Raw genomic sequence first — 16,798 nt, forward strand, 5'->3', positions numbered from 1 at the left:
GCACGTGATCTACAGGGAACCGATGACACAGAGCGGACGTTTGGCACGTTAACAGCTTTTACGAACCCCCTATAGCGTGCCAAACGGTCCGTTTTGTGTCATCGGGCGCGTAACACGAAAGCAAGCTGTCGGCACTTTCTTATGGGCTCCGCCGATCCCCTGGATGCAATCCAAATCGACTGTCCTGAGCTTGCTATCATGTTCCGTACTGAAGGCCGCACGGAACGGATGGACCCGCTATGGATGCAGACAGCAAGAACATGCTCGCGATTCGCCGCGCTTCCGAAGACGAGCGAGAGCTTGTTCGCCTGTTCCTGCAGGAGCTGGCGAACCATCAGCGCAAGATCTCGGATGCGTACGCGGCACGCTACACCGAGCACACGGTCGAAGATTGGACCGAGGCCTGTTGCGATGAGCTTAGATCAGGGCACGGGTGGGCCGCCGTGGTGGAGCTCGACGATCGACCCGTCGGGCTCATCAAGCTCGGCCTCGATGACGGCATCGGCAGCATCGACGATCTAGTCGTGCTTCCCGAGGCGCGAGGACAAGGCGTCGGCTCGCAGCTCATGGAATGGGCGCGTCGCGAATTCGCGCAGCGCGGCATTCGCGAAATCGAGCTCACGGTCTCCGAAGGCAACGATGACGCTCTTGTGTTCTATGAACGCCATGGATTCCGAACCGCGACGCGCACGATGCGTTCTTCGATATCGCCCGTCACATAGACGGACCGTTCCAGGGGCGACGGGTGCCTTCCATCCAAATAAATCCGCCGCAATAGAGAGGAAGACATCGGCCGATTCGTCGGCCTTCTATCCCTCTCGATTTGATGGCGTAAGAAAAAAGCTCGGGAGCCTTTCGGCTCCCGAGCTGCAATTTCGTGGTGGGCGTTACAAGATTTGAACTTGTGACCTCTTCCGTGTCAGCAAAAAACCGAGTCTTAAAACATGCAATCTACCTGCATATTTAATAGTATGGCATCGCTTATAAGCGCTAAAAACCGCTGGAAAGAATTGACCTCTAGCGCGCCTTAGCTAAATAAGCGAGATACACAAAGCTGAGGAAATTATTCAAATAGCATGTTGCAATATTATAGGGTATACCCTATAATTAAACCATCGAAGGGCAAGGGGTCCTTCAAGATCTACCGAGAGGAGGTTGCGATGGAAAGGATAAGCCTCGAGGTTCGGGTCGGGTCCTGGACGGTGCGGATAAGCGTGTGGAGGCGCAAGAGCACCGAGACCAGGACTCGATAGCCGAAAGCGGGTCGCGGGCGAAAGCTCGCGCCCCGCCCTCGGGGCGATTGTACCATCGCTCACATATATATGAGAAGCGAAGCTCAGAAGAGGGCCGAGAGCGCCTATCGGAAGAAGACGAAGCAGGTCGTCATCCGCTTCTACCCTGCACCGGGGGACGATGACGAGCTCTACGACTGGATCAAGTCGCAGGAGAACGTCACCGAATACCTGAAGGGACTCGTCCGCGCTGACATGAAAACCCGCAGGTGAGCGCCTTGCCAGAATCCACTAGACGGGCACAGAAAGAGGGGCACCCTGCTAGGGTGCCCCTCTTTTGAGTATAAATCGGCCGCTACTCTTCGATCTCCGCGCCGACCTTCGCGGCGATGGCCTTGAGGTAGTCGAGTCCGGTCTGGATGGCGCCTGCGACCCACTTAAAATGAGTGAACAGGTTCATGTGCACCTCGCGCCCACTCGGATCGTCCGTGCGCGTAAGCTGCTCGCGCGCAGCGTTGGCAGCCTCGTCGGTACCTTGCACGCGGTCGCGCATCAAGACCCCGTTTTGATTAAAGTTCCAGACCGCCGCGGCGATCTTCTCGATGTCTTTGTCGGTCACTTCGTCCTCCCTCTCCGGACCGCAGTACCGCAGCACGCAGTCCCATCCGTCGTCGTACATCGCCGTGATACGCACCTCGCGGCCGGTCTGGTCGCCGACCTGCCCGTGGATGCCTCCGGTCTCGCTGAGAGCCGCCTCGCCGAGCTTGCCGGACCCGAGCGCCATGGCTGCGTGCACACCCTGCTTGACGAGCAGGTCGCCTCGCAGGGAGTCTCGCCACGCCGAGCGCGGCAGCTTCTCGAAATTGCCTGTCGAGACCATGTCGGCGACCATGTCGCCGGTGTACCAGGCGCCGCCGCAGTCCACACCGAGCGCCGCGTAGCACTCGATGGCGGCGCTCGAGCAGTCGCGGTCGTCGGGCGCGATGCCGACGACCGTGCCGTCCGAGAGCGTCACGTACTCACCGGCTGCGGCGCCGGTGCCAACGCCCGCCCGGTTCGGCTGGCTGTACCCGTGGGCGTCGTGTGTGCACAGGTGCTCCATGAGCACGGCGGCGGCCTCGGGATAGCTAAGCATTGCGGTTCGCCTTGATCTCGTCGAGGTACTCCTGAGCCCTCGCCGCCGCCTCGGTGAGATTCGCGTTCTTCCACCACGAATAGACCGCCACGCCGAGCGCGATGGCGCACAGAGCGATCGTCGCGAGCGCATCGGAATCGACCGTGAGGCCGACGCCGCCCGCCACCGCGGAGACGAGCATCACGGCCAGTCGCACGATAGCCACGATCCTATCCTTCGTATAGTCCATACCTGCCTACTCCTCCCTGCCGCCGACGAAGGCGGCGACCAACTCCTCATGGATATGCGTCCCCGTGCCGTTCCCGCCGAGCGTGTGATAGACGCGGTAGACGCTGTCGGCGCGCTCCTTCTCCTCATAGGGCATCGGGCGCCCGTCGACCACGTAGCGGGTGTGCATCTCGTAGAGCTGCGCCCTCATGACCTCGCGCATGCCCGCCATGAGGGCAGCGTGCTCGGCGTCGCGCTTCGCGTCATGGGCGCGTTCCCGCTCGCGGGACGCCTTGAGGCTCCCCGCGAGCCATCCGATCGCGGCGGTGGCGAGCGGCCCCGCACACCAGCCGACCGCGGTGAGCCAGTCCACTGTCGCGCCTCCCTACTCGGTGACTTCCTTCCAGAGCGCCTCGGTGCCGACGACGCCGGGCTCCCAGACGTTCTTTCCGTCGAACGTCGACTCCCAGATCTTCCCGTTGTGTCTCACGCGGGCGCCCTGCTCGTATCCGTTCTCAGCGCCGGGCTGGACCCATTCGGGGATCTCCTCTTCCGGCGTGTCGGAGTCGCCCGCGGCGAGCACCTTCGACCAGAGGCTCGGCGCGGCGCCGGGCGCCCAGTCCCCCTGCGAAGAGTGCGTCTGCAGGCAGCTGTAGAGCACGCCTTGGTATCGGACGCGCTCGCCTTCCGCGTAGTCAACGGCGGCGTCGCTCCACTCCGGATAGAGCGCCGCGGCGGTAAGGGCCACGTCGGCGGAGAGCGACGGTGCCTGCGACTTGTAGATCGCGATGATCCCGCGCAGGGCCTGCTCCTCATCTTCCGTGAACGCCATCGTGTCTCCTTCCATTAAAAAGGCCCCTTTCGGGGCCAGCCTATATTTACAATTGATAACCGCTAGTTGAAAAGATCCTTGAACAGAGCGTCCATTCGCAGGAGCGTCTCGTGCGCGTCCAGGTGCATCACCATGCCCCGCCACGACTGGTAGGACTGGACCGCCTGCTCTCTCGTCATCACGCCCGCCCTCACGAGCGCGGCCTGCTTCTTGAGCTTCCTGCGCTGACGGGCTATCGAGTCGCGGCACGGCCTCACCACGACCTTGCCGTTCTCCCCGAAGTAGAAGCGCTTCTTGAGGAAGGTGAACCCGCGCGTCAGCTTCGTCATCTTCGTCTTGCGCGGGTTGATGACGATTCCCAGGCGGGCGCACTCGATCTCTATGAGCGCGAGCAGGCACCACAGCGTGTCCTTGTCCAGCGCGATGTAGTAGCTGTCGTCCATGTAGCGGCCGCTCGCGAGGATGCCGGGCATCCTGAGTCCGAGGTGGTCGATGGGCGAAGGCAGAGCCGCGGCGAGGATCTGGTTGGGCTCCGACCCCAGGCCCAGGCCGATCTCGCCGCTCGCGTCGATCTGGTCGTAAATGAGCCTCTTCGCGCCCTCGTCGTCCACCGCGCGGTCGATGAGCCTCTTGCAGGCATCGTGGTCGATGAGTGCGAAGTAGTCGCTGAAGTCAACCTGAAGCACATAGCCCTCGGCCCCGTGCCTCCGGTGATGTCTGACGAGCTGAGCCTTGAGGCGCGCGATCGCGTAGTCGGTCCCCTTGCCCTTGATGTTCGCCGAGCACCCGACCGTGAGCGTCGGCCATATGGCCGGGGCGAGGACGGTCCTGCTGAGGCTCTTCTGGACCACGCGCTCGGAGAAGTGGACCGACGATATGTGACGGAGCTTGCCGCGCTCGTATAGGTCGAACTTGATGAATCCACGTCGTATGTCGCGGCCGGACAGGACGTCCCGGCGCGCCTTGATCACGTTCCGCATCACGCGCGCCATGTAGCGCTGCACGGTCGCCTTCCAGCGGACTCCCCTCGCCGCTCCCATCGCGGCGCCGTAAAGGTTGTCGACGTCGGCCACCGCCTCGAGCGTGCATCCCTCTATCCTGCGTGCCCGGTTCGCCGCCCTTTTGGAGTCGCGCCTCGCGCGCCTGGCCGCCCGCCTCTCATCGCTGTTCATAGAGGGCGCCCCGCGCGGATCTTAAGCGGCATCCTGCATCCGCTTGGCCGCCGGCCATGAAACCCGGTCGGGTGCCGAGAAGCCGGGCCATGCAAGAAGCGAACGGCGGCGGCCGCGGGGCGCATGTTCACGGGCATAAGCCCGACCGTCGGCATCTCCTTCCTCTGACGCGCGGCGGACGGGGCGGAGCCCGTCCGGTCAGGCGAATGATACGAGGAATCAGGGCCAGGGGCGCACCCAGTCGTTCGAGACGGAGTTGTTGTTCGCATTGCCATTGTTGTTGACATAGCACGCGGACGACGAAGACCCGCCCATGACGGACCGGAGCCATCGATTGACGCGATGAATACCAGATGCCGGCGTATGGGCTCCATTCTACCCTACCCCCTGCCGATGAGCTTCACGCGGTCGCGGGCTCCCTTGATGAGGGCGATCTCCCTCGAGATCATCTCGCAGACCGGCTCGAACTGGCTCGGCCTCACCGGGAGGCCGAGGGACAGGATGAGCTGGACGTCCTGATCGAGCTGGTCGCAGTCGGCCATCGCGAGCGTCATGTAGTGTTTCCTCATTTTGACACCGTGCTCGCTGTTCGGATAGAAAGCGTCCGACTGCACGAGGTGCCGAACGAGGTCGCGCGCGGTCTCCGCCATCGGGACCGAAAGCACGAAGCGGTAGCTCTTCGGCACCGCCTGAGAGGTCACCAAACGGACGATTTCGGCCCGCAGGGCGACCGCCGTGGTGAAGAACTCAAAGCTGCTCAGATGGCGGTTTCGAGCGTAAACGCTGCTCATTAAAAAATGTCCCCCCCCCCTTCATGATTTTGAACTCCGGTCGCGTCGGCGACGGGAGAGAGGCGCACGCGCAAGGCGTGCGCCGGCTGTGTGCCGGGTACGGGTGAGTATAACTCACCCTATGAGGAAGCAGGGCCAGGGGCGCACCCAGTCGTGCGAGACAGAGTTGTTGTTCGCATTGCCACCGCTGTTGACATAGCACGCGGACGACGAAGACCCGCCCATGACGGACCGGAGCCACCGAGCGACGCGATTCCCGTTGATGCGGGCCGCCGTGTCGGTGAACAGGGCGAACTGGCAATCGAAGCCCACGCTGTAGCCCTTCGTGCCCCACACCGGGCATCCGTAGACCTCCATCTCGGACGGGGACCACACCTTGCCCAGATCCGCCCAGCTGAACCCGCTCGACTCGGTGAGCGTCTCGCTGCTCGAGTAGCGCTCCTCCAGCAGGACGCGCTGGTTCATGATCGCGTTGCGCAGCTCCGTCGGCAGCGCCGGGAGGAAGTCGTTGATCTCCCAGTCGTGGAGCGTGGAGAGCAGGTAGGGGTGCTTCTCCTCGGCCGAGCCGTTGTTGTTGCCGGATGCTCGCCACGGGAGGTAGGAGCTGTTGACCGCCTTGGGGCCCTGCACGGTCGCGGGAGCCATGGGCACGAAGGCGATATGGTGGCCCTTGGGCTGGTCTCCGCACTGGTAGTAAGGGTCGAAGTGGGCGATCTGGTAGCGCAAGGTCTGCGCGGGGACGTTCGTCCCCTGGGACACCGCCACGTCGACGTAGTCGCCGATCATCATGCCGGCGAAGTTGCCGGCGGACGCTCTCTGCTTGAGCCACGTGTAGATGTTCGTCGAGCCGATCTCGCTGGCGAAGACCTCGGAGATGGCGCGGCCGCCGTATGACCCGATGAGGAGCTGGCGGTTGCGCTCGGAAACGCCGTCCGCGCGCTCGGAGGTCGCGCGGGCGGTCGGGTCGGAGAAGTTGTAGATATTGCCCTCGTCGTCCGCGAACTGGTTGAGATTGTATTCTGCCATCTTGGCTTCCTTCCTAGTGCTTCGAGATGAGCATCCTGCCGCTGGCGAGCGATGCCGCCGGGACGGTCAGCCTGCCCGAGGAGTAGGTGACGCCGCGCAGGTACATGGTCTCCCCCACGACCACCGGGTAGCTCCCGGCCGCCAGCGCGAGCGACCTGACCGCCGACGTGAGCACGCCGACCGACTCGAGCAGGCCCTCGACGGTCGCGCTCATGGTCGACACCGCCTCCGACGCCGACCGGGCGAGCTCGTAGGCGTCCTCGCCCCGGCAGCGCGTGGTCGGCAGGTGCATCCTCCCGTCATCCGGGCGGGAGCCGTGGACGGTGAGCACGGTCCCGTCCCACTCGACCGCGCTCGACTTGACGTACCACGTGCCCGAGACGTAGATCCCGCCGCTGCATGACTCGCGCGCGAGCCTGTCGAGCGCGCCTCCGATGTCGCCGATGTCCGACAGGCCGCCGAGCGACTCGCGGATCATCGACTCGATGTTCGCTGCCGCGGATATGGCGCTCTGGGCGGCGTCGTTGGCGGTCGATGCGGCGCCGGACGCCGCCGTGGTCGCCGCCGACGCGAGCTCGGCGGCCGCGTTGGCGTTCGCTGCGGCGTCGTTCGCGTCATCGGTGGCCTCGTCCGCGTTCGCGGCGGCGCCGTTCGCATCGGATGCGGCCTCGTTCGCCGCGGACACCGCCGCCTCGCCCCTCGCGATGAGGTCGTCGACGGCCGCGTCCCAGTTCTCGGACGGCTCCTGGCCGTCCAGGGCGCTGCGGTAGATCTCGATGGCGAAGCGCTCGGTCGAGAACGTCTTCCCGTTCTTGGTGAACGTGAAGTACGCCTCGTCCGTGTATCCCGCCACGCTGCAGAGCTTCGACTCGTCGACGGTGCACGACACGCTCGAGCCGGACACCGAGCAGGCGCCCCGGTAGTAGTGCTCGCGGTCGGGCAGGAGCACGACGAGCCACGCGGTCGAGCCCGCGAGGTCGGCCGCCTCGCCGTTGTCGTAGACCTCCGCCGTGATGGTCGTGCCCGAGGAGTCTCCCTGGCCGGCCGTCACGATCTCGCCGGGCCCCGTCTTGGACAGGTCAAGCGAGATGATCTGCTCGTTCCTCATGCCTCCACCGCCCTCCAGAACCTGCTCGGGGGCTCGGTGTAGTTGCCGTTCGAGAGCGACTCGTAGATCGTGCCCGCCGCACCGGGATGGTGGCAGCGGTCGCCCTGGTTCCACGCGTCCTCGGCGCATGTCGGCGGGCGCCAGACGCGGATGCCGTCGGGGGCGAGGTCGATGCGCGACCAGAGGCTCGGCGCGGCGCCCGGCGCCCAGTCGGCCTGCGAGGTGTGCGTCTGCAGGCAGCGCCAGAGGGCGCCCCCGTGCATGACGATCGACGCCGGCGCAGTGTAGCCGACGCCGTCTCCCGACCACTCAGGGTAGAGCGCGGCCATGGAGACCGCCTGGTCGTCGGTCGCGTCTAGCGAGAGCACCGCGATGCGCGCGAAGGCCGCGACGGCGCTGCCCTCGGCGGACGCCTCGCCGGTCTCGTCCCCGTCGTCGCGCACGCACGTCATGCGCAGGGTCTTGCCGCGGTCGTCGAGCGTCTTGACCTTCCACCCGGTCAGGACCTCGACGGTCTCCCCGTCCTGGGTGATGGTGAGGGTCGCCCCGCTGAGCGCGAGCGCGGCGGCGAGGCTTGCCCCGCTGAGCTCGAAAATGGCCTGATCGTCCCCCACGGAGTAGCCCGTGAGGGTGATGCCGTTTAGCTGCATTGCTCCCCCTAGTTGATCTTCGTGCCGTTGTAGTAGACGCCGTCGCCGTTGACCTCGAAACGCCACGACCCGGCCGAGACGTAGAAGTTCGCCTTGCCGCCCGTCGCGCCCGAGGTGCCGTCCGTGACCCAGAGGCGCACGGACTCGTCGGTCGTCTGGTAGGCGAGGCCCCAGTCCTTGATGCCGAGGCCGGCGTTCGAGCTGTTGATCTCCGCCATGGTGGCGTCCACGACGAAGCCCACCGACGTGTAGGTCGCGACGCTCATCTTGGTCCCGCTCGTGCCGGTGATCGTGATGCCGGATCTGCCGATGGAGATGCGGTCCGTCACGTTGCGGGCGATGCTCGAGTCGTACGCGGCGTCGTCGGCGGTCTGCTCGACCCTGCTGAGGTTCGAGTTCGTCGTGTTGATTCTGCTGTTCACGCTGCTGATCTGGCTGTTGACGTAGGAGGTCGTGGCCATGCCGTCCGGCGTGAAGTCGAGGTTGATCTCCCCCGTTATGAGGTTCCAGTAGTTCCTGCCGGACGCGTCCTGCAGGATTCCGGCCTTGATGAGGTTCGCGTCGATGGTGCCGCTTCTGATGTAGGTTCCGTTGATGTAGAGCTCGCCGCCCGACAGGTAGACGCCCTTGAGGCGCCCGTTGTCGGTGAGCCTGTTGAACACGCCCTCCACGTCGAGCTCGGCGTCAAGGTCGTCGGTCGACTGGTTCGCGCTCGTGAGGGCCGTCGCGGGGTACGCGTCGCCATAGGTGACCGATCCGTCGCTCCACTCGACCTTCCTGCGCATCCAGTAGTGCCGGCCGGTCACCCATTCGGGCTGCGCGTCGGACCACGACCCGCCCTGCGGGCTGTCCGGCGAAATGCTGAGGTAGTACTGGTCGGTCTGCGAGACGACGCCGGTGCCCTCCTCCGTGTCGACCACGAAGGGATCGCCGTAGGTCGTCTCACCTCCCATGGTCGTGTAGCGGGTGCGCTGCCAGAGCACCTTCCCGAGCTGCCAGGTGACCGACTCGCCCCATTCGGCGGGCTGCACGTCGGCGCTGTCGGACAGGCCGAACTCGACGGCGCTCGACACGACGGAGTCACCGATCGTGGAGTCGCCTACCGCGGCGGTCGAGGAGATGATGACGTCGCCGCTCGCGAAGTCCGCGCGGAACACAATCTGCCCGTCCCGGTCGACCTGAAGGACGCCCGCCTTGATGAGGTTGGCGTTGATCGTGCCGGAGGTGATGAGGTCCGCCGTGAAGCCGGAACCGGTGCCGAAGGTCCTCCAGTCGAAGCTCCCGTCGGCCTTCGTCCCGCCGGCGATGCGGAAGCCCTGGCTGCACAGCTGGATGCCCTGCGCCCCCGCCTTCGTCGGGCGCCCGTCCTCGTCGAGCGGCACGCTCGACCATATGGTCCCGTGCTCGAAGCTCGTGTGCGTGTAGCTCATGCCGGCCACGTTGAAGCGCTCGTTGAGCTTCGCCACGAGCTGCTCGAGGTAGACGTACGGCGTGTTCGCGGCGATGTCCCACGACGGCGAGTGCTTGTTGATGTTCGAGATCTGCTGCTGTTGCTGCTGCCATGCGTCGGTGAGCGTCTCCGTGACGTTGCCGAGCGTGATCTCCGAGGTCCCCTGCAGAAGATCGGTCGAGATCTTGCTCACGCGCCCCTGGCAGCGCAGCGTCGGCGTGAAGCACGTGTCGACGAGCTGAACGTCGTCGCCCTTCGCCACGCCCTCCCACGTCCTGCCCATGGCGACGAGGTCGATGACGCTCGCCTCGTATGTGACCCCGGGGTCCTTGTGCGCCTCGAGGTAGGCGCGGGTCTCCTCGAGGAGCTGGCTCGCGTCCTCGCAGTCCTGGTTCTCGTAGGTGCCCCAGATGTGCGCGAGGCCGCCCTTGCCGTCCGGGCGCCCGTAGAGCTCGAGTGCGTCGAGGTCCTCGACGTAGTCGCGCCCGCCGTTGACGTCCTCGAAGGTGAGTTTGCGTCCGTAGCCGCCGGCATCGGTCTCGAGGCCCTTGCCGTACCCGACGCAGGCAGTGATGGGGGTCCAGTGCTCGGTCCGCTCGACGCCGACGAGGTCCTTGCCGTAGGTGAACCTACGGCGCCCGCCCTGCTCGCCCACGTGGGCGCGAATCGAGACCTTGCGGGACTCGATGCCTGCCGGGCCGACCTCGATCTCGGTCTCGAGCTCGCCGCCGCACTCGAGTATGGCGTTGATCGCCGCGCGGGCGGTCGTGTGGTAGAAGGTGAGCGAGTCGGAGACCGTCCCGGGCTGGTCGACGGTGCCGACCTGCCATCTCGTCGGCTCGAGCGCGATCTGCAGGGCGGCGAGGAAGCTGTACCCGTACGGCCGCTTGTCGTCGATGCGGTCGCCGCTCGTCTCGGCGATGGAGTTGATCGCGGTGTCCGTCCACGTCGGCGACCCGACCGAGGTCCTCCCGGCGACAGGGTCCTGGCAGATGTGCTCGTGGTACCTGCCCGTGAGGTCCTTCCACACGAGACGGTACCCGCTCGAGAGCTGGTAGGTCGTGGTGATGTCGACGTGGTCGTCGCCGTTGAGCTCGTCGGAGTGGACGAACGACAGGAGCGCGGAGGAGCCGATCGTGTATACGAACCCGCCCTGGCGGTCGTAGACGTCGACCCTCATCACACCCACCTCTCACGCCACTCGAGCGCGGCGGTTCCGCCCGAGACGTAGACCTCGCACTTGCCGGAGATCGCGAAGAAGTCGCTCTCGACGTCGACTGCGTGGTCGTACCCGTTTACCCGGCAGCGCTCGAGCCCCATGTCGAGCTCGACGGTCTGCCGGCCGTCGAAGTCGGCCCGCACGCGGACGAACTCGCCCGTCGTGCGGTTCATAATGGTCCAGCTGCTACCAGCCGGAGGCGTAGCCGTCACCACGGGCCGCGCCGGCCACGTGCCGCCCGTCATGATCTGGCCGGTGCCGGCCACCTCGGCGCGGCGCGAGCGTCCGTAGGCGATAGGGTCGGTCACGCGGAAGATGAGGTCGACCGCCGGCAGGTGCCGATGGCGCTCCGGCGACGAGCCGCCCTTGTAGAGTGCCATGAGCGAGAGCGCGGGGTCGTCGGGGACCTGCACCTCGCGCTCGGTCGGGGAGTAGAGGGCGGCGTCGAGCTTGCGCCGGACGTCGGCCACCTCAGCGTCGCTCCAGCCGTTGATGTAGCCGGTTACGGGCCAGTCGTAAGCCTTCGCGGCGACGCCGGACACGTACGACCGATCTGCCCCCGGCACCGAGACCTCGGTGATCTCGAGCTCGGGCACGACCGGTCGCGGGGCCGAGGTGACCGTGAAGAACCGGGACAGGTCGCGGCCGCCGACCACGAGCCTCGGCGGGTCGGTCCGGCGGGTCAGCTCCGGCCTCATGCGATCACCCCCCTGCCCGCGAGCGTCGAGCGCTGGCGGCGCGCGAGCTGAGCCGACACCCTCGTGCCGTCCATGTAGATGTCCGTGTCCTTCTCGAGCAGGCGCTCGAGCAGGCCGTTCGCCCGCGCGAGCGCGGCGAGGACCTCGTCGTCCCCACGCTGCTGCACCGATGCCGGCGCCTGCGCCTCGTAGGCGAGCGCCGGAGCGCTGCGCGAGACCTCGGCATCGATCTTGGGCGCCACCTCACGCACGTCGGCGAGTACCGACTCGAGGCCGCCCGAGATTCCCGCGCGCAGGCCCTCCATGATCGCCTCGCCGTTCGGCGTGAGCAGGCGCAGGTCGTATGGGATCGGGCCCTTGAGCGAGGCGATCGTGCCGGCGATGCCGGACACGAAGTTGTAGACGCCGCTGACCGCGTTCCTGATGCCGCTGAGCAGGCCGTCGATGATGGATCGGCCCGCGTTGTAGAGCAGGTTCCCGACGTTGCCGAGGGCCGACAGGATGCGGCCCGGCAGGCCGCTCACGAACCCGAGGACCCCGTCGATGCCGGACTGCACGCCGTTCTTGATGGCGTTCCACGCGTCCTCGAGCGTCCTGCGGACGCCCGACCACGCGCTGTCCCATGCGCCCTTCACCGAGTCCATGACCGACGATATGGTCGACGAGACGTTGTCGATGGCGTTTGACACCGTGCTCTTGATGCCGTCCCACACGCTCTCGGCGAACGACTTGATGCCGCCCCAGATGCTGTCCCACGTGCCCTTGATGGCGCCGAGGACGCTGTCGATGACGCCAGAGACCGCGTCGATGGCGGCCGAGACGATCGACTTGATGCCCTCCCAGATCGAGGAGGCGATCGACTTGATGCCCTCCCACACGCCGGACCAGTCGCCGGAGATGGCGGCCATGACCGTCGAGATGACGGAGCTGATCACGTCCATGGCGGTCTGGATCACGGCTTGGATGACCGGGAACACCGCGTTCACGACGTCGAGGATCCCCTGGATGGCGGGCACGAGCACGCTCATGATCGTCTCGATGAGCGGCGTGAGCGCCGTGATGATCTGGGTGATGACCGGCAGAACCGCCGCGAGCACCTGCGTCGCCACCTGCAGCACGATGGCCACGACCTGCGTGAGCACCGGCATGAGGGACGTGACGAGCGTGGAGATGAGCGGCATGAGCGCAGCCGCGATCTGCGCGATCGCCGGGATGAGCGTGGAGAGCAGCGTCGCGACGAGCGGCGCGATCGTCACGACCATCTGCGAGATGACCGGGGCGAGCTGCGCCACGAGCTGGGTGATGAGCGGCGCCAGCTGCGCGCCGAGCCCGGTGACCGTCGTGCCGAGCTGCTGGAACAGCGGCATGACCTGGGCCACCGCGGGAGAGACCGCCGAGATGATGCCCTGGCCGAACTGCGTGAAGCCGGAGACCAGGCCGCTCACGATCGGCGCGAGCGTGCTGAGGGCGCCGGCAGCCAGGTTGTTGAGGCCGGTCTGCAGCGGCATGAGCGCCGTCCCGATCGCGGTCATGCCCGTGCTGAGCGCGTCCTGCGACTGGTTGTAGGCGATGAGCTCCTTGTTCGCGTCGAGGTACGCCTGCCCCGCCTCTCCGTAGAGCGCCGACAGCGTCTGCGTGACGAGCTGGTTGCGCTCCTGCTCGCTCGAGCAGGCGGCGAGGGCGGCGTTGTAGGCGTCCTCCTTCGTGGCGCCGCTCTCGATGGCGGCGTTGAAGGCGTCCTGCGCCGCCGTGTGCCCGGACAGCGCCGCGCTCCACTGCTGCGTGCTGGCGTTGACCCAGTTGAGCGCGTCTGCCATGGAGCCGGTCACGGTGCCGCACTTCGCGGTCTCGTTCGCGGCCTCGGCGAGCGCCTCGATGGGCATGCCGTCGCCGAACTGGCTGTAGGCGCCCGTGAGCGCCGTGGTGAGCGTCTGCAGCTGCTGTTCGTTGTCGCCGCACATGGCGAAGGCGTTGCCCGCAGTCTCGACGGTGCGGTCGGTGTCCCCGAGCACGCCGATGAGCCCGTTGTAGGCCGAGTTCATGGCCTGCGCCGAGACGCCGTTCTTCTCGGCCGACGCGGACAGGCGCGACATGACCATGTTCGACTCGGCCGCCTGGCTCGTAAGCTCTGACAGCCCGATGGCGGCGATGGCGCCGCCGAGCGCCCCGATGGCGCCCTTGAAGGAGCCGGAGAAGCCGGAGCCCGCCGACTTTCCCGCGCTCGAGAAGTCCGAGTCGACGCCCTTTAGCTCGCTCGAGACCTCCTTCTGGATGCCCTGCATCTCGGGCTTGATCTCGACCCATGCGGTTGCGATGACGTTTCCGGACGGCATCAATCATCACTCCCGTCCCACCATGTATCGAATTCACTGATCGGTATGGGGTCGCGCCCGATGCGCGTCCCCTTCTTCTCCCTGGACGCCCCCGGCCTCTCGTAGGGCTTCGGCTTCTTCGGCTTCTTCTTGCCCTTCTTGGTGTTCGCGGTGGCGTACTGCCACCGGAAGATCGCGAGCAGGTCGTAGATGTCCGCGAGGATCATCGGGACGCGGGATGCGCCCTGCCAGTCGGCGGTCTCCGGGTGCATCTCCTTCATGAGCTCGCTCGACGAGTCGAGATGCTCAACGAAGCTCCTGAGCGCCGTCCAGGGAACGCGCGCCGGAATATCGCCGAGCGTGGCGCCGGCGCGCGTCATGAGGTCGTATTCGAGTGCCCCGCCGTGCTCGGCTATCAGTCGGACGAGGCCGGCGATTCCCCCACGCCGATGCCCGACGCGGCGCGCCAGGCGTTGACGATCTCGGTGAGCTCGTCGAGCGACACCTCGTCGACGAGGCCGGGGCAGTAGCGGTCGAAGAGCTCGAAGCACGCGTCGAGCTGCTCGAGGTCGGACGCCTCGGCGAGCCCGTTGAGCCGCCGCGCGTCGCGGGCGGGCAGCGAGCCGAGCATCGGCAGCGACCAGACCTTGTCGCTCCCGGCGAGCTTGAACTTCCAGTTCTTCCTCAGGCCGGGGATGACCGTGAGGTTCGGGCGCCTCGCCACTACGCGCTCACCACCTCTCCGTCGTCGGTGAGGATGTAGATGTTCTCGCCGTTGGCATCCGGAGACGTGGTGAGCGTCACCGCGTAGCCGACGGGGTCGGTGTTGTTGAACGTGATCTCGTCGAGGGCCGTGACCTGGCCGATGGGCACGACGATGAGCATACGCGCCTTGCCGTCCTTCATCTTGAAGACCCACGTCTTCTGGTCGGGCAGGTGCGCGCCGATGGCGGCCTTGAGCTGGTTTCCGTGGTCGGAGGTGGCGGCGGACGCGGTCACGTAGGCGTCGCCGAACACCATCTTGAGGCCGGCCTCGTCGGTCTGGATGATCGTGAAGCTGATCTCGCCGACGAACTGCTCGAGGATGCGGCGCACGACCGCGCCGCCCCACGACGGGATGTCGCTCGTCGAGTAGTCGGGCGTGATCGTGACGCCGTCCTCGCTCACGTAGCCGCAGTCCTTGAAGCCCTCGTCGAGAGTCACCTTCGACGGCGTGATGTCTTGCAGGTCGGGCACGGTCGTGCCCAGCGGCGCCTGAAGGATCGCGCCCGTCGTGAGTTGGTCCGGTGTACCAACGTACACCTTCTTGGCGTCAACAGCCATGTATCCTCCTATCTTGTGGTCCTGCACGTCACGGTCGCGGTGAACTGGGCGCGCGGGACGGTCGGATGCGCCGGGTCCGGCGCGATATGCGGCAGCAGGGTTATCGATGCCTCTCGCCAGTGGACCGAGGAGCCCTCCGTCTGGGGCAGCCTCGCCACCGCTCCGGCGAGTCGGTCGGCGGTGGCCACGGCGGATGCCCATGTGCCGGCCCATACCGAGAAGGTCACCGAGTGGGAGTCCACGTATGGGTTTATCCGGGTCCCGCCTATCCTGAGTGCCGACGCGAGCGGGAGCCGCTCGCCCAGCTCCTCGGGGACGGGCGGGGCGGTGACGGTGATGCCGGAGGCGGCGAGGTCGGCCGCGAGGGCCGACTCAACGTCGACGGGCTCTAGTGCTTCGGTCGCCACTTGGCACCTCCAACCTTGGGCCAGACCTCGCTCATCCACGTCTCGTGGTCGAGGCCCTCGATGCGCTCGGGCGGGCCGTCCGTGCGCACGAGCATGCGCGGTCGGTCGCTCGACCTGCCCTGCTCGACGCGGTAGGCGCGCCCCGTCTCGGACTCGAGCTCGGTCGCCTTCCTCTGGGCCTCGGCGGCGATGGCCGCGACGGTGCCGGCGTCGTTGAGGATCCCCCGGAACCCCGCGTCGTGGAACTTGATCTTCATGGCCACGCGCGTCACCCCACGTAACGCGCGAGGTCGCACCTCACGTGCGAGACGGCTCCGGTCGGCGACTCGCGCCTCTGCGGGGCGCCGACCACCTGGTAGGTCTCGCCCGAGACGGTCCGCACGCGGTCCCCGATCTCGATGTCCGAGCCGGGCGGGGCGTAGAGGGCGGCCGTCACGTTGACGCCCACGCGGGCCTCGCCAGACGATTCGCCCGTCGACACGGGCAGGACTGCGCACCTCGTGATGCTGAGCACGGTCGGGTCGGCCCAATCGTGCTCGATGGCGCCCGGCCTCGTCTGGACCTTGCGGGCGCGCAGGACCGTGACGGTGCTCCGGCAGAAGCTCGGCAGCATCACGACCACGTCCTCTCGAGCCGGTAGCGCGAGAGCATCGCGAGATCGGAGTCGAGCAGGCGCACGCCTCCGGAGACCCCGTTCCCCGTCTGGTTGTAGGTGATCGAGACGTCTCCCGCGCTCTCCTGGCGCACGCCGGCGGGCGCGACGAGCGAGTTCGACGCGACCTGGGCGGCGATGACCGCGAGCTCGGCCGCGACGGCGGTCGGGAGGCCGGCCTCGTACTCGACGAGGACCGATCCGTAGCCGGGCGCCCATCGCTTCCACTGGCAGCGGCGCAGCATCCCCGCCTGGCTCCACTCGTACGCGCCCTCCCCGAGCTCCTGCCCGCGCTCGGTGACCGACTCGATTCCGGTCACGAGCAGGGCGGGCAGGCTGACGACCCGGTCGCCGCCCGCGAGCGCGGCGCGGCACGGGAGGGACGGGGCCACGTGCCACCCGCACGCGGCCCTGATCGCTGCCGACACGCCGGCGAGGACCTCGTCGACGCCCTGCGTATCGGGGCCGAACCGGCCCTGCGTGAGCGCCGCGAGCTGAGCGGAGTCGATGAGCGGGGGAATGGCCCCTCCCTCCTCCGTGCCGATCTCGTAGCCCCACGGCGTGAAGGTCCAGACCATGTCCCC

Annotated in this window: 22 protein-coding genes; 2 read left to right on the top strand and 20 right to left on the bottom strand. The window is 66.8% G+C overall.

What is annotated here, in order from left to right:
- The first annotated feature begins 239 nt into the window (after window positions 1-239).
- Both B5F74_RS05030 and B5F74_RS05035 read left to right on the top strand, forming a co-directional pair.
- On the top strand, window positions 240-722 hold the full coding sequence (locus B5F74_RS05030; protein WP_087200563.1) for a GNAT family N-acetyltransferase: 483 nt from the start codon (window positions 240-242) through the stop codon (window positions 720-722).
- Between the two features lie 600 nt (window positions 723-1,322).
- The gene (locus tag B5F74_RS05035) at window positions 1,323-1,505 is read left to right on the top strand and encodes a hypothetical protein (protein WP_087200565.1); all 183 of its coding nucleotides are present in this window, start codon (window positions 1,323-1,325) and stop codon (window positions 1,503-1,505) included.
- Between the two features lie 82 nt (window positions 1,506-1,587).
- On the opposite strand, the gene B5F74_RS12525 is transcribed toward B5F74_RS05035, so the two are convergent.
- The 20 genes from B5F74_RS12525 to B5F74_RS05125 form a co-directional block, all read right to left on the bottom strand.
- Window positions 1,588-2,367: a hypothetical protein gene (locus tag B5F74_RS12525; protein ID WP_087200567.1), complete on the bottom strand. Its 780-nt coding sequence runs from the start codon at window positions 2,365-2,367 to the stop codon at window positions 1,588-1,590.
- A complete protein-coding gene (locus B5F74_RS05045; RefSeq protein ID WP_087200569.1) occupies window positions 2,360-2,596 on the bottom strand; it encodes a phage holin in 237 nt (78 codons plus the stop codon). The genes B5F74_RS12525 and B5F74_RS05045 overlap by 8 nt, the downstream gene beginning before the upstream one ends.
- Before the next feature lie 6 nt (window positions 2,597-2,602).
- Window positions 2,603-2,947: a hypothetical protein gene (locus B5F74_RS05050; protein WP_087200571.1), complete on the bottom strand. Its 345-nt coding sequence runs from the start codon at window positions 2,945-2,947 to the stop codon at window positions 2,603-2,605.
- Between the two features lie 12 nt (window positions 2,948-2,959).
- Window positions 2,960-3,406 carry a carbohydrate-binding protein gene (locus B5F74_RS05055; RefSeq protein ID WP_087200572.1) on the bottom strand — a complete coding sequence of 149 codons (447 nt, stop codon included), beginning with the start codon at window positions 3,404-3,406 and terminating at the stop codon, window positions 2,960-2,962.
- A gap of 62 nt (window positions 3,407-3,468) precedes the next feature.
- Window positions 3,469-4,578: a hypothetical protein gene (locus B5F74_RS05060; RefSeq protein WP_087200574.1), complete on the bottom strand. Its 1,110-nt coding sequence runs from the start codon at window positions 4,576-4,578 to the stop codon at window positions 3,469-3,471.
- Between the two features lie 219 nt (window positions 4,579-4,797).
- Entirely contained in the window at window positions 4,798-4,926 is a 129-nt protein-coding gene (locus B5F74_RS12765; RefSeq protein ID WP_343217548.1) for a DUF6273 domain-containing protein, read from the bottom strand.
- Window positions 4,927-4,958: 32 nt separating this feature from the next.
- Window positions 4,959-5,369: a hypothetical protein gene (locus B5F74_RS05065; protein ID WP_087200576.1), complete on the bottom strand. Its 411-nt coding sequence runs from the start codon at window positions 5,367-5,369 to the stop codon at window positions 4,959-4,961.
- Window positions 5,370-5,483: 114 nt separating this feature from the next.
- Entirely contained in the window at window positions 5,484-6,395 is a 912-nt protein-coding gene (locus B5F74_RS05070) for a DUF6273 domain-containing protein (RefSeq protein WP_087200578.1), read from the bottom strand.
- A gap of 13 nt (window positions 6,396-6,408) precedes the next feature.
- On the bottom strand, window positions 6,409-7,503 hold the full coding sequence (locus tag B5F74_RS05075; protein ID WP_158095700.1) for a BppU family phage baseplate upper protein: 1,095 nt from the start codon (window positions 7,501-7,503) through the stop codon (window positions 6,409-6,411).
- The gene (locus tag B5F74_RS12365; RefSeq protein ID WP_158095701.1) at window positions 7,500-8,153 is read right to left on the bottom strand and encodes a carbohydrate-binding protein; all 654 of its coding nucleotides are present in this window, start codon (window positions 8,151-8,153) and stop codon (window positions 7,500-7,502) included. The genes B5F74_RS05075 and B5F74_RS12365 overlap by 4 nt, the downstream gene beginning before the upstream one ends.
- A gap of 8 nt (window positions 8,154-8,161) precedes the next feature.
- Window positions 8,162-10,783, bottom strand: a complete 2,622-nt coding sequence (locus tag B5F74_RS05080; RefSeq protein WP_087200582.1) for a phage tail spike protein — start codon at window positions 10,781-10,783, stop codon at window positions 8,162-8,164.
- Window positions 10,783-11,520, bottom strand: a complete 738-nt coding sequence (locus tag B5F74_RS05085) for a distal tail protein Dit (RefSeq protein WP_087200584.1) — start codon at window positions 11,518-11,520, stop codon at window positions 10,783-10,785. Before B5F74_RS05085 ends, B5F74_RS05080 begins: the two co-directional genes overlap by 1 nt.
- Complete coding sequence (locus B5F74_RS05090; protein ID WP_087200587.1) at window positions 11,517-13,853, bottom strand: hypothetical protein; 2,337 nt, start codon at window positions 13,851-13,853, stop codon at window positions 11,517-11,519. The genes B5F74_RS05085 and B5F74_RS05090 overlap by 4 nt, the downstream gene beginning before the upstream one ends.
- Window positions 13,853-14,212 carry a DUF5361 domain-containing protein gene (locus tag B5F74_RS05095; RefSeq protein ID WP_087200589.1) on the bottom strand — a complete coding sequence of 120 codons (360 nt, stop codon included), beginning with the start codon at window positions 14,210-14,212 and terminating at the stop codon, window positions 13,853-13,855. The genes B5F74_RS05090 and B5F74_RS05095 overlap by 1 nt, the downstream gene beginning before the upstream one ends.
- A gap of 35 nt (window positions 14,213-14,247) precedes the next feature.
- On the bottom strand, window positions 14,248-14,556 hold the full coding sequence (locus B5F74_RS05100) for a hypothetical protein (protein WP_087200591.1): 309 nt from the start codon (window positions 14,554-14,556) through the stop codon (window positions 14,248-14,250).
- Window positions 14,556-15,155: a hypothetical protein gene (locus B5F74_RS05105; RefSeq protein ID WP_087200593.1), complete on the bottom strand. Its 600-nt coding sequence runs from the start codon at window positions 15,153-15,155 to the stop codon at window positions 14,556-14,558. Before B5F74_RS05105 ends, B5F74_RS05100 begins: the two co-directional genes overlap by 1 nt.
- An 8-nt stretch (window positions 15,156-15,163) precedes the next feature.
- Window positions 15,164-15,562 carry a hypothetical protein gene (locus B5F74_RS05110; protein WP_087200595.1) on the bottom strand — a complete coding sequence of 133 codons (399 nt, stop codon included), beginning with the start codon at window positions 15,560-15,562 and terminating at the stop codon, window positions 15,164-15,166.
- Window positions 15,544-15,825 carry a hypothetical protein gene (locus B5F74_RS05115; RefSeq protein ID WP_143753788.1) on the bottom strand — a complete coding sequence of 94 codons (282 nt, stop codon included), beginning with the start codon at window positions 15,823-15,825 and terminating at the stop codon, window positions 15,544-15,546. The genes B5F74_RS05110 and B5F74_RS05115 overlap by 19 nt, the downstream gene beginning before the upstream one ends.
- A 5-nt stretch (window positions 15,826-15,830) precedes the next feature.
- Window positions 15,831-16,178, bottom strand: coding sequence for a hypothetical protein (locus B5F74_RS05120; RefSeq protein WP_143753790.1), 348 nt, complete (start codon window positions 16,176-16,178; stop codon window positions 15,831-15,833).
- A complete protein-coding gene (locus B5F74_RS05125) occupies window positions 16,175-16,792 on the bottom strand; it encodes a hypothetical protein (RefSeq protein ID WP_087200601.1) in 618 nt (205 codons plus the stop codon). The genes B5F74_RS05120 and B5F74_RS05125 overlap by 4 nt, the downstream gene beginning before the upstream one ends.
- Between the last annotated feature and the right edge of the window lie 6 nt (window positions 16,793-16,798).

Origin of the sequence: Collinsella sp. An271 (assembly GCF_002159695.1) — a bacterium.
Taxonomy (GTDB): Bacteria; Actinomycetota; Coriobacteriia; order Coriobacteriales; family Coriobacteriaceae; genus Collinsella; species Collinsella ihumii.

Excerpts from the sequence above, each read along its gene's own strand:
- B5F74_RS05030 (WP_087200563.1), top strand. The coding sequence starts at position 240 with ATGGATGCAGACAGCAAGAACATGCTCGCGATTCGCCGCGCTTCCGAA.
- B5F74_RS05035 (WP_087200565.1), top strand. The coding sequence starts at position 1,323 with ATGAGAAGCGAAGCTCAGAAGAGGGCCGAGAGCGCCTATCGGAAGAAG.
- B5F74_RS12525 (WP_087200567.1), bottom strand. The coding sequence starts at position 2,367 with ATGCTTAGCTATCCCGAGGCCGCCGCCGTGCTCATGGAGCACCTGTGC.
- B5F74_RS05045 (WP_087200569.1), bottom strand. The coding sequence starts at position 2,596 with ATGGACTATACGAAGGATAGGATCGTGGCTATCGTGCGACTGGCCGTG.
- B5F74_RS05055 (WP_087200572.1), bottom strand. The coding sequence starts at position 3,406 with ATGGCGTTCACGGAAGATGAGGAGCAGGCCCTGCGCGGGATCATCGCG.
- B5F74_RS05060 (WP_087200574.1), bottom strand. The coding sequence starts at position 4,578 with ATGAACAGCGATGAGAGGCGGGCGGCCAGGCGCGCGAGGCGCGACTCC.
- B5F74_RS05065 (WP_087200576.1), bottom strand. The coding sequence starts at position 5,369 with ATGAGCAGCGTTTACGCTCGAAACCGCCATCTGAGCAGCTTTGAGTTC.
- B5F74_RS05070 (WP_087200578.1), bottom strand. The coding sequence starts at position 6,395 with ATGGCAGAATACAATCTCAACCAGTTCGCGGACGACGAGGGCAATATC.
- B5F74_RS05075 (WP_158095700.1), bottom strand. The coding sequence starts at position 7,503 with ATGAGGAACGAGCAGATCATCTCGCTTGACCTGTCCAAGACGGGGCCC.
- B5F74_RS12365 (WP_158095701.1), bottom strand. The coding sequence starts at position 8,153 with ATGCAGCTAAACGGCATCACCCTCACGGGCTACTCCGTGGGGGACGAT.
- B5F74_RS05080 (WP_087200582.1), bottom strand. The coding sequence starts at position 10,783 with ATGAGGGTCGACGTCTACGACCGCCAGGGCGGGTTCGTATACACGATC.
- B5F74_RS05085 (WP_087200584.1), bottom strand. The coding sequence starts at position 11,520 with ATGAGGCCGGAGCTGACCCGCCGGACCGACCCGCCGAGGCTCGTGGTC.
- B5F74_RS05090 (WP_087200587.1), bottom strand. The coding sequence starts at position 13,853 with ATGCCGTCCGGAAACGTCATCGCAACCGCATGGGTCGAGATCAAGCCC.
- B5F74_RS05095 (WP_087200589.1), bottom strand. The coding sequence starts at position 14,212 with ATGACGCGCGCCGGCGCCACGCTCGGCGATATTCCGGCGCGCGTTCCC.
- B5F74_RS05105 (WP_087200593.1), bottom strand. The coding sequence starts at position 15,155 with ATGGCTGTTGACGCCAAGAAGGTGTACGTTGGTACACCGGACCAACTC.
- B5F74_RS05125 (WP_087200601.1), bottom strand. The coding sequence starts at position 16,792 with ATGGTCTGGACCTTCACGCCGTGGGGCTACGAGATCGGCACGGAGGAG.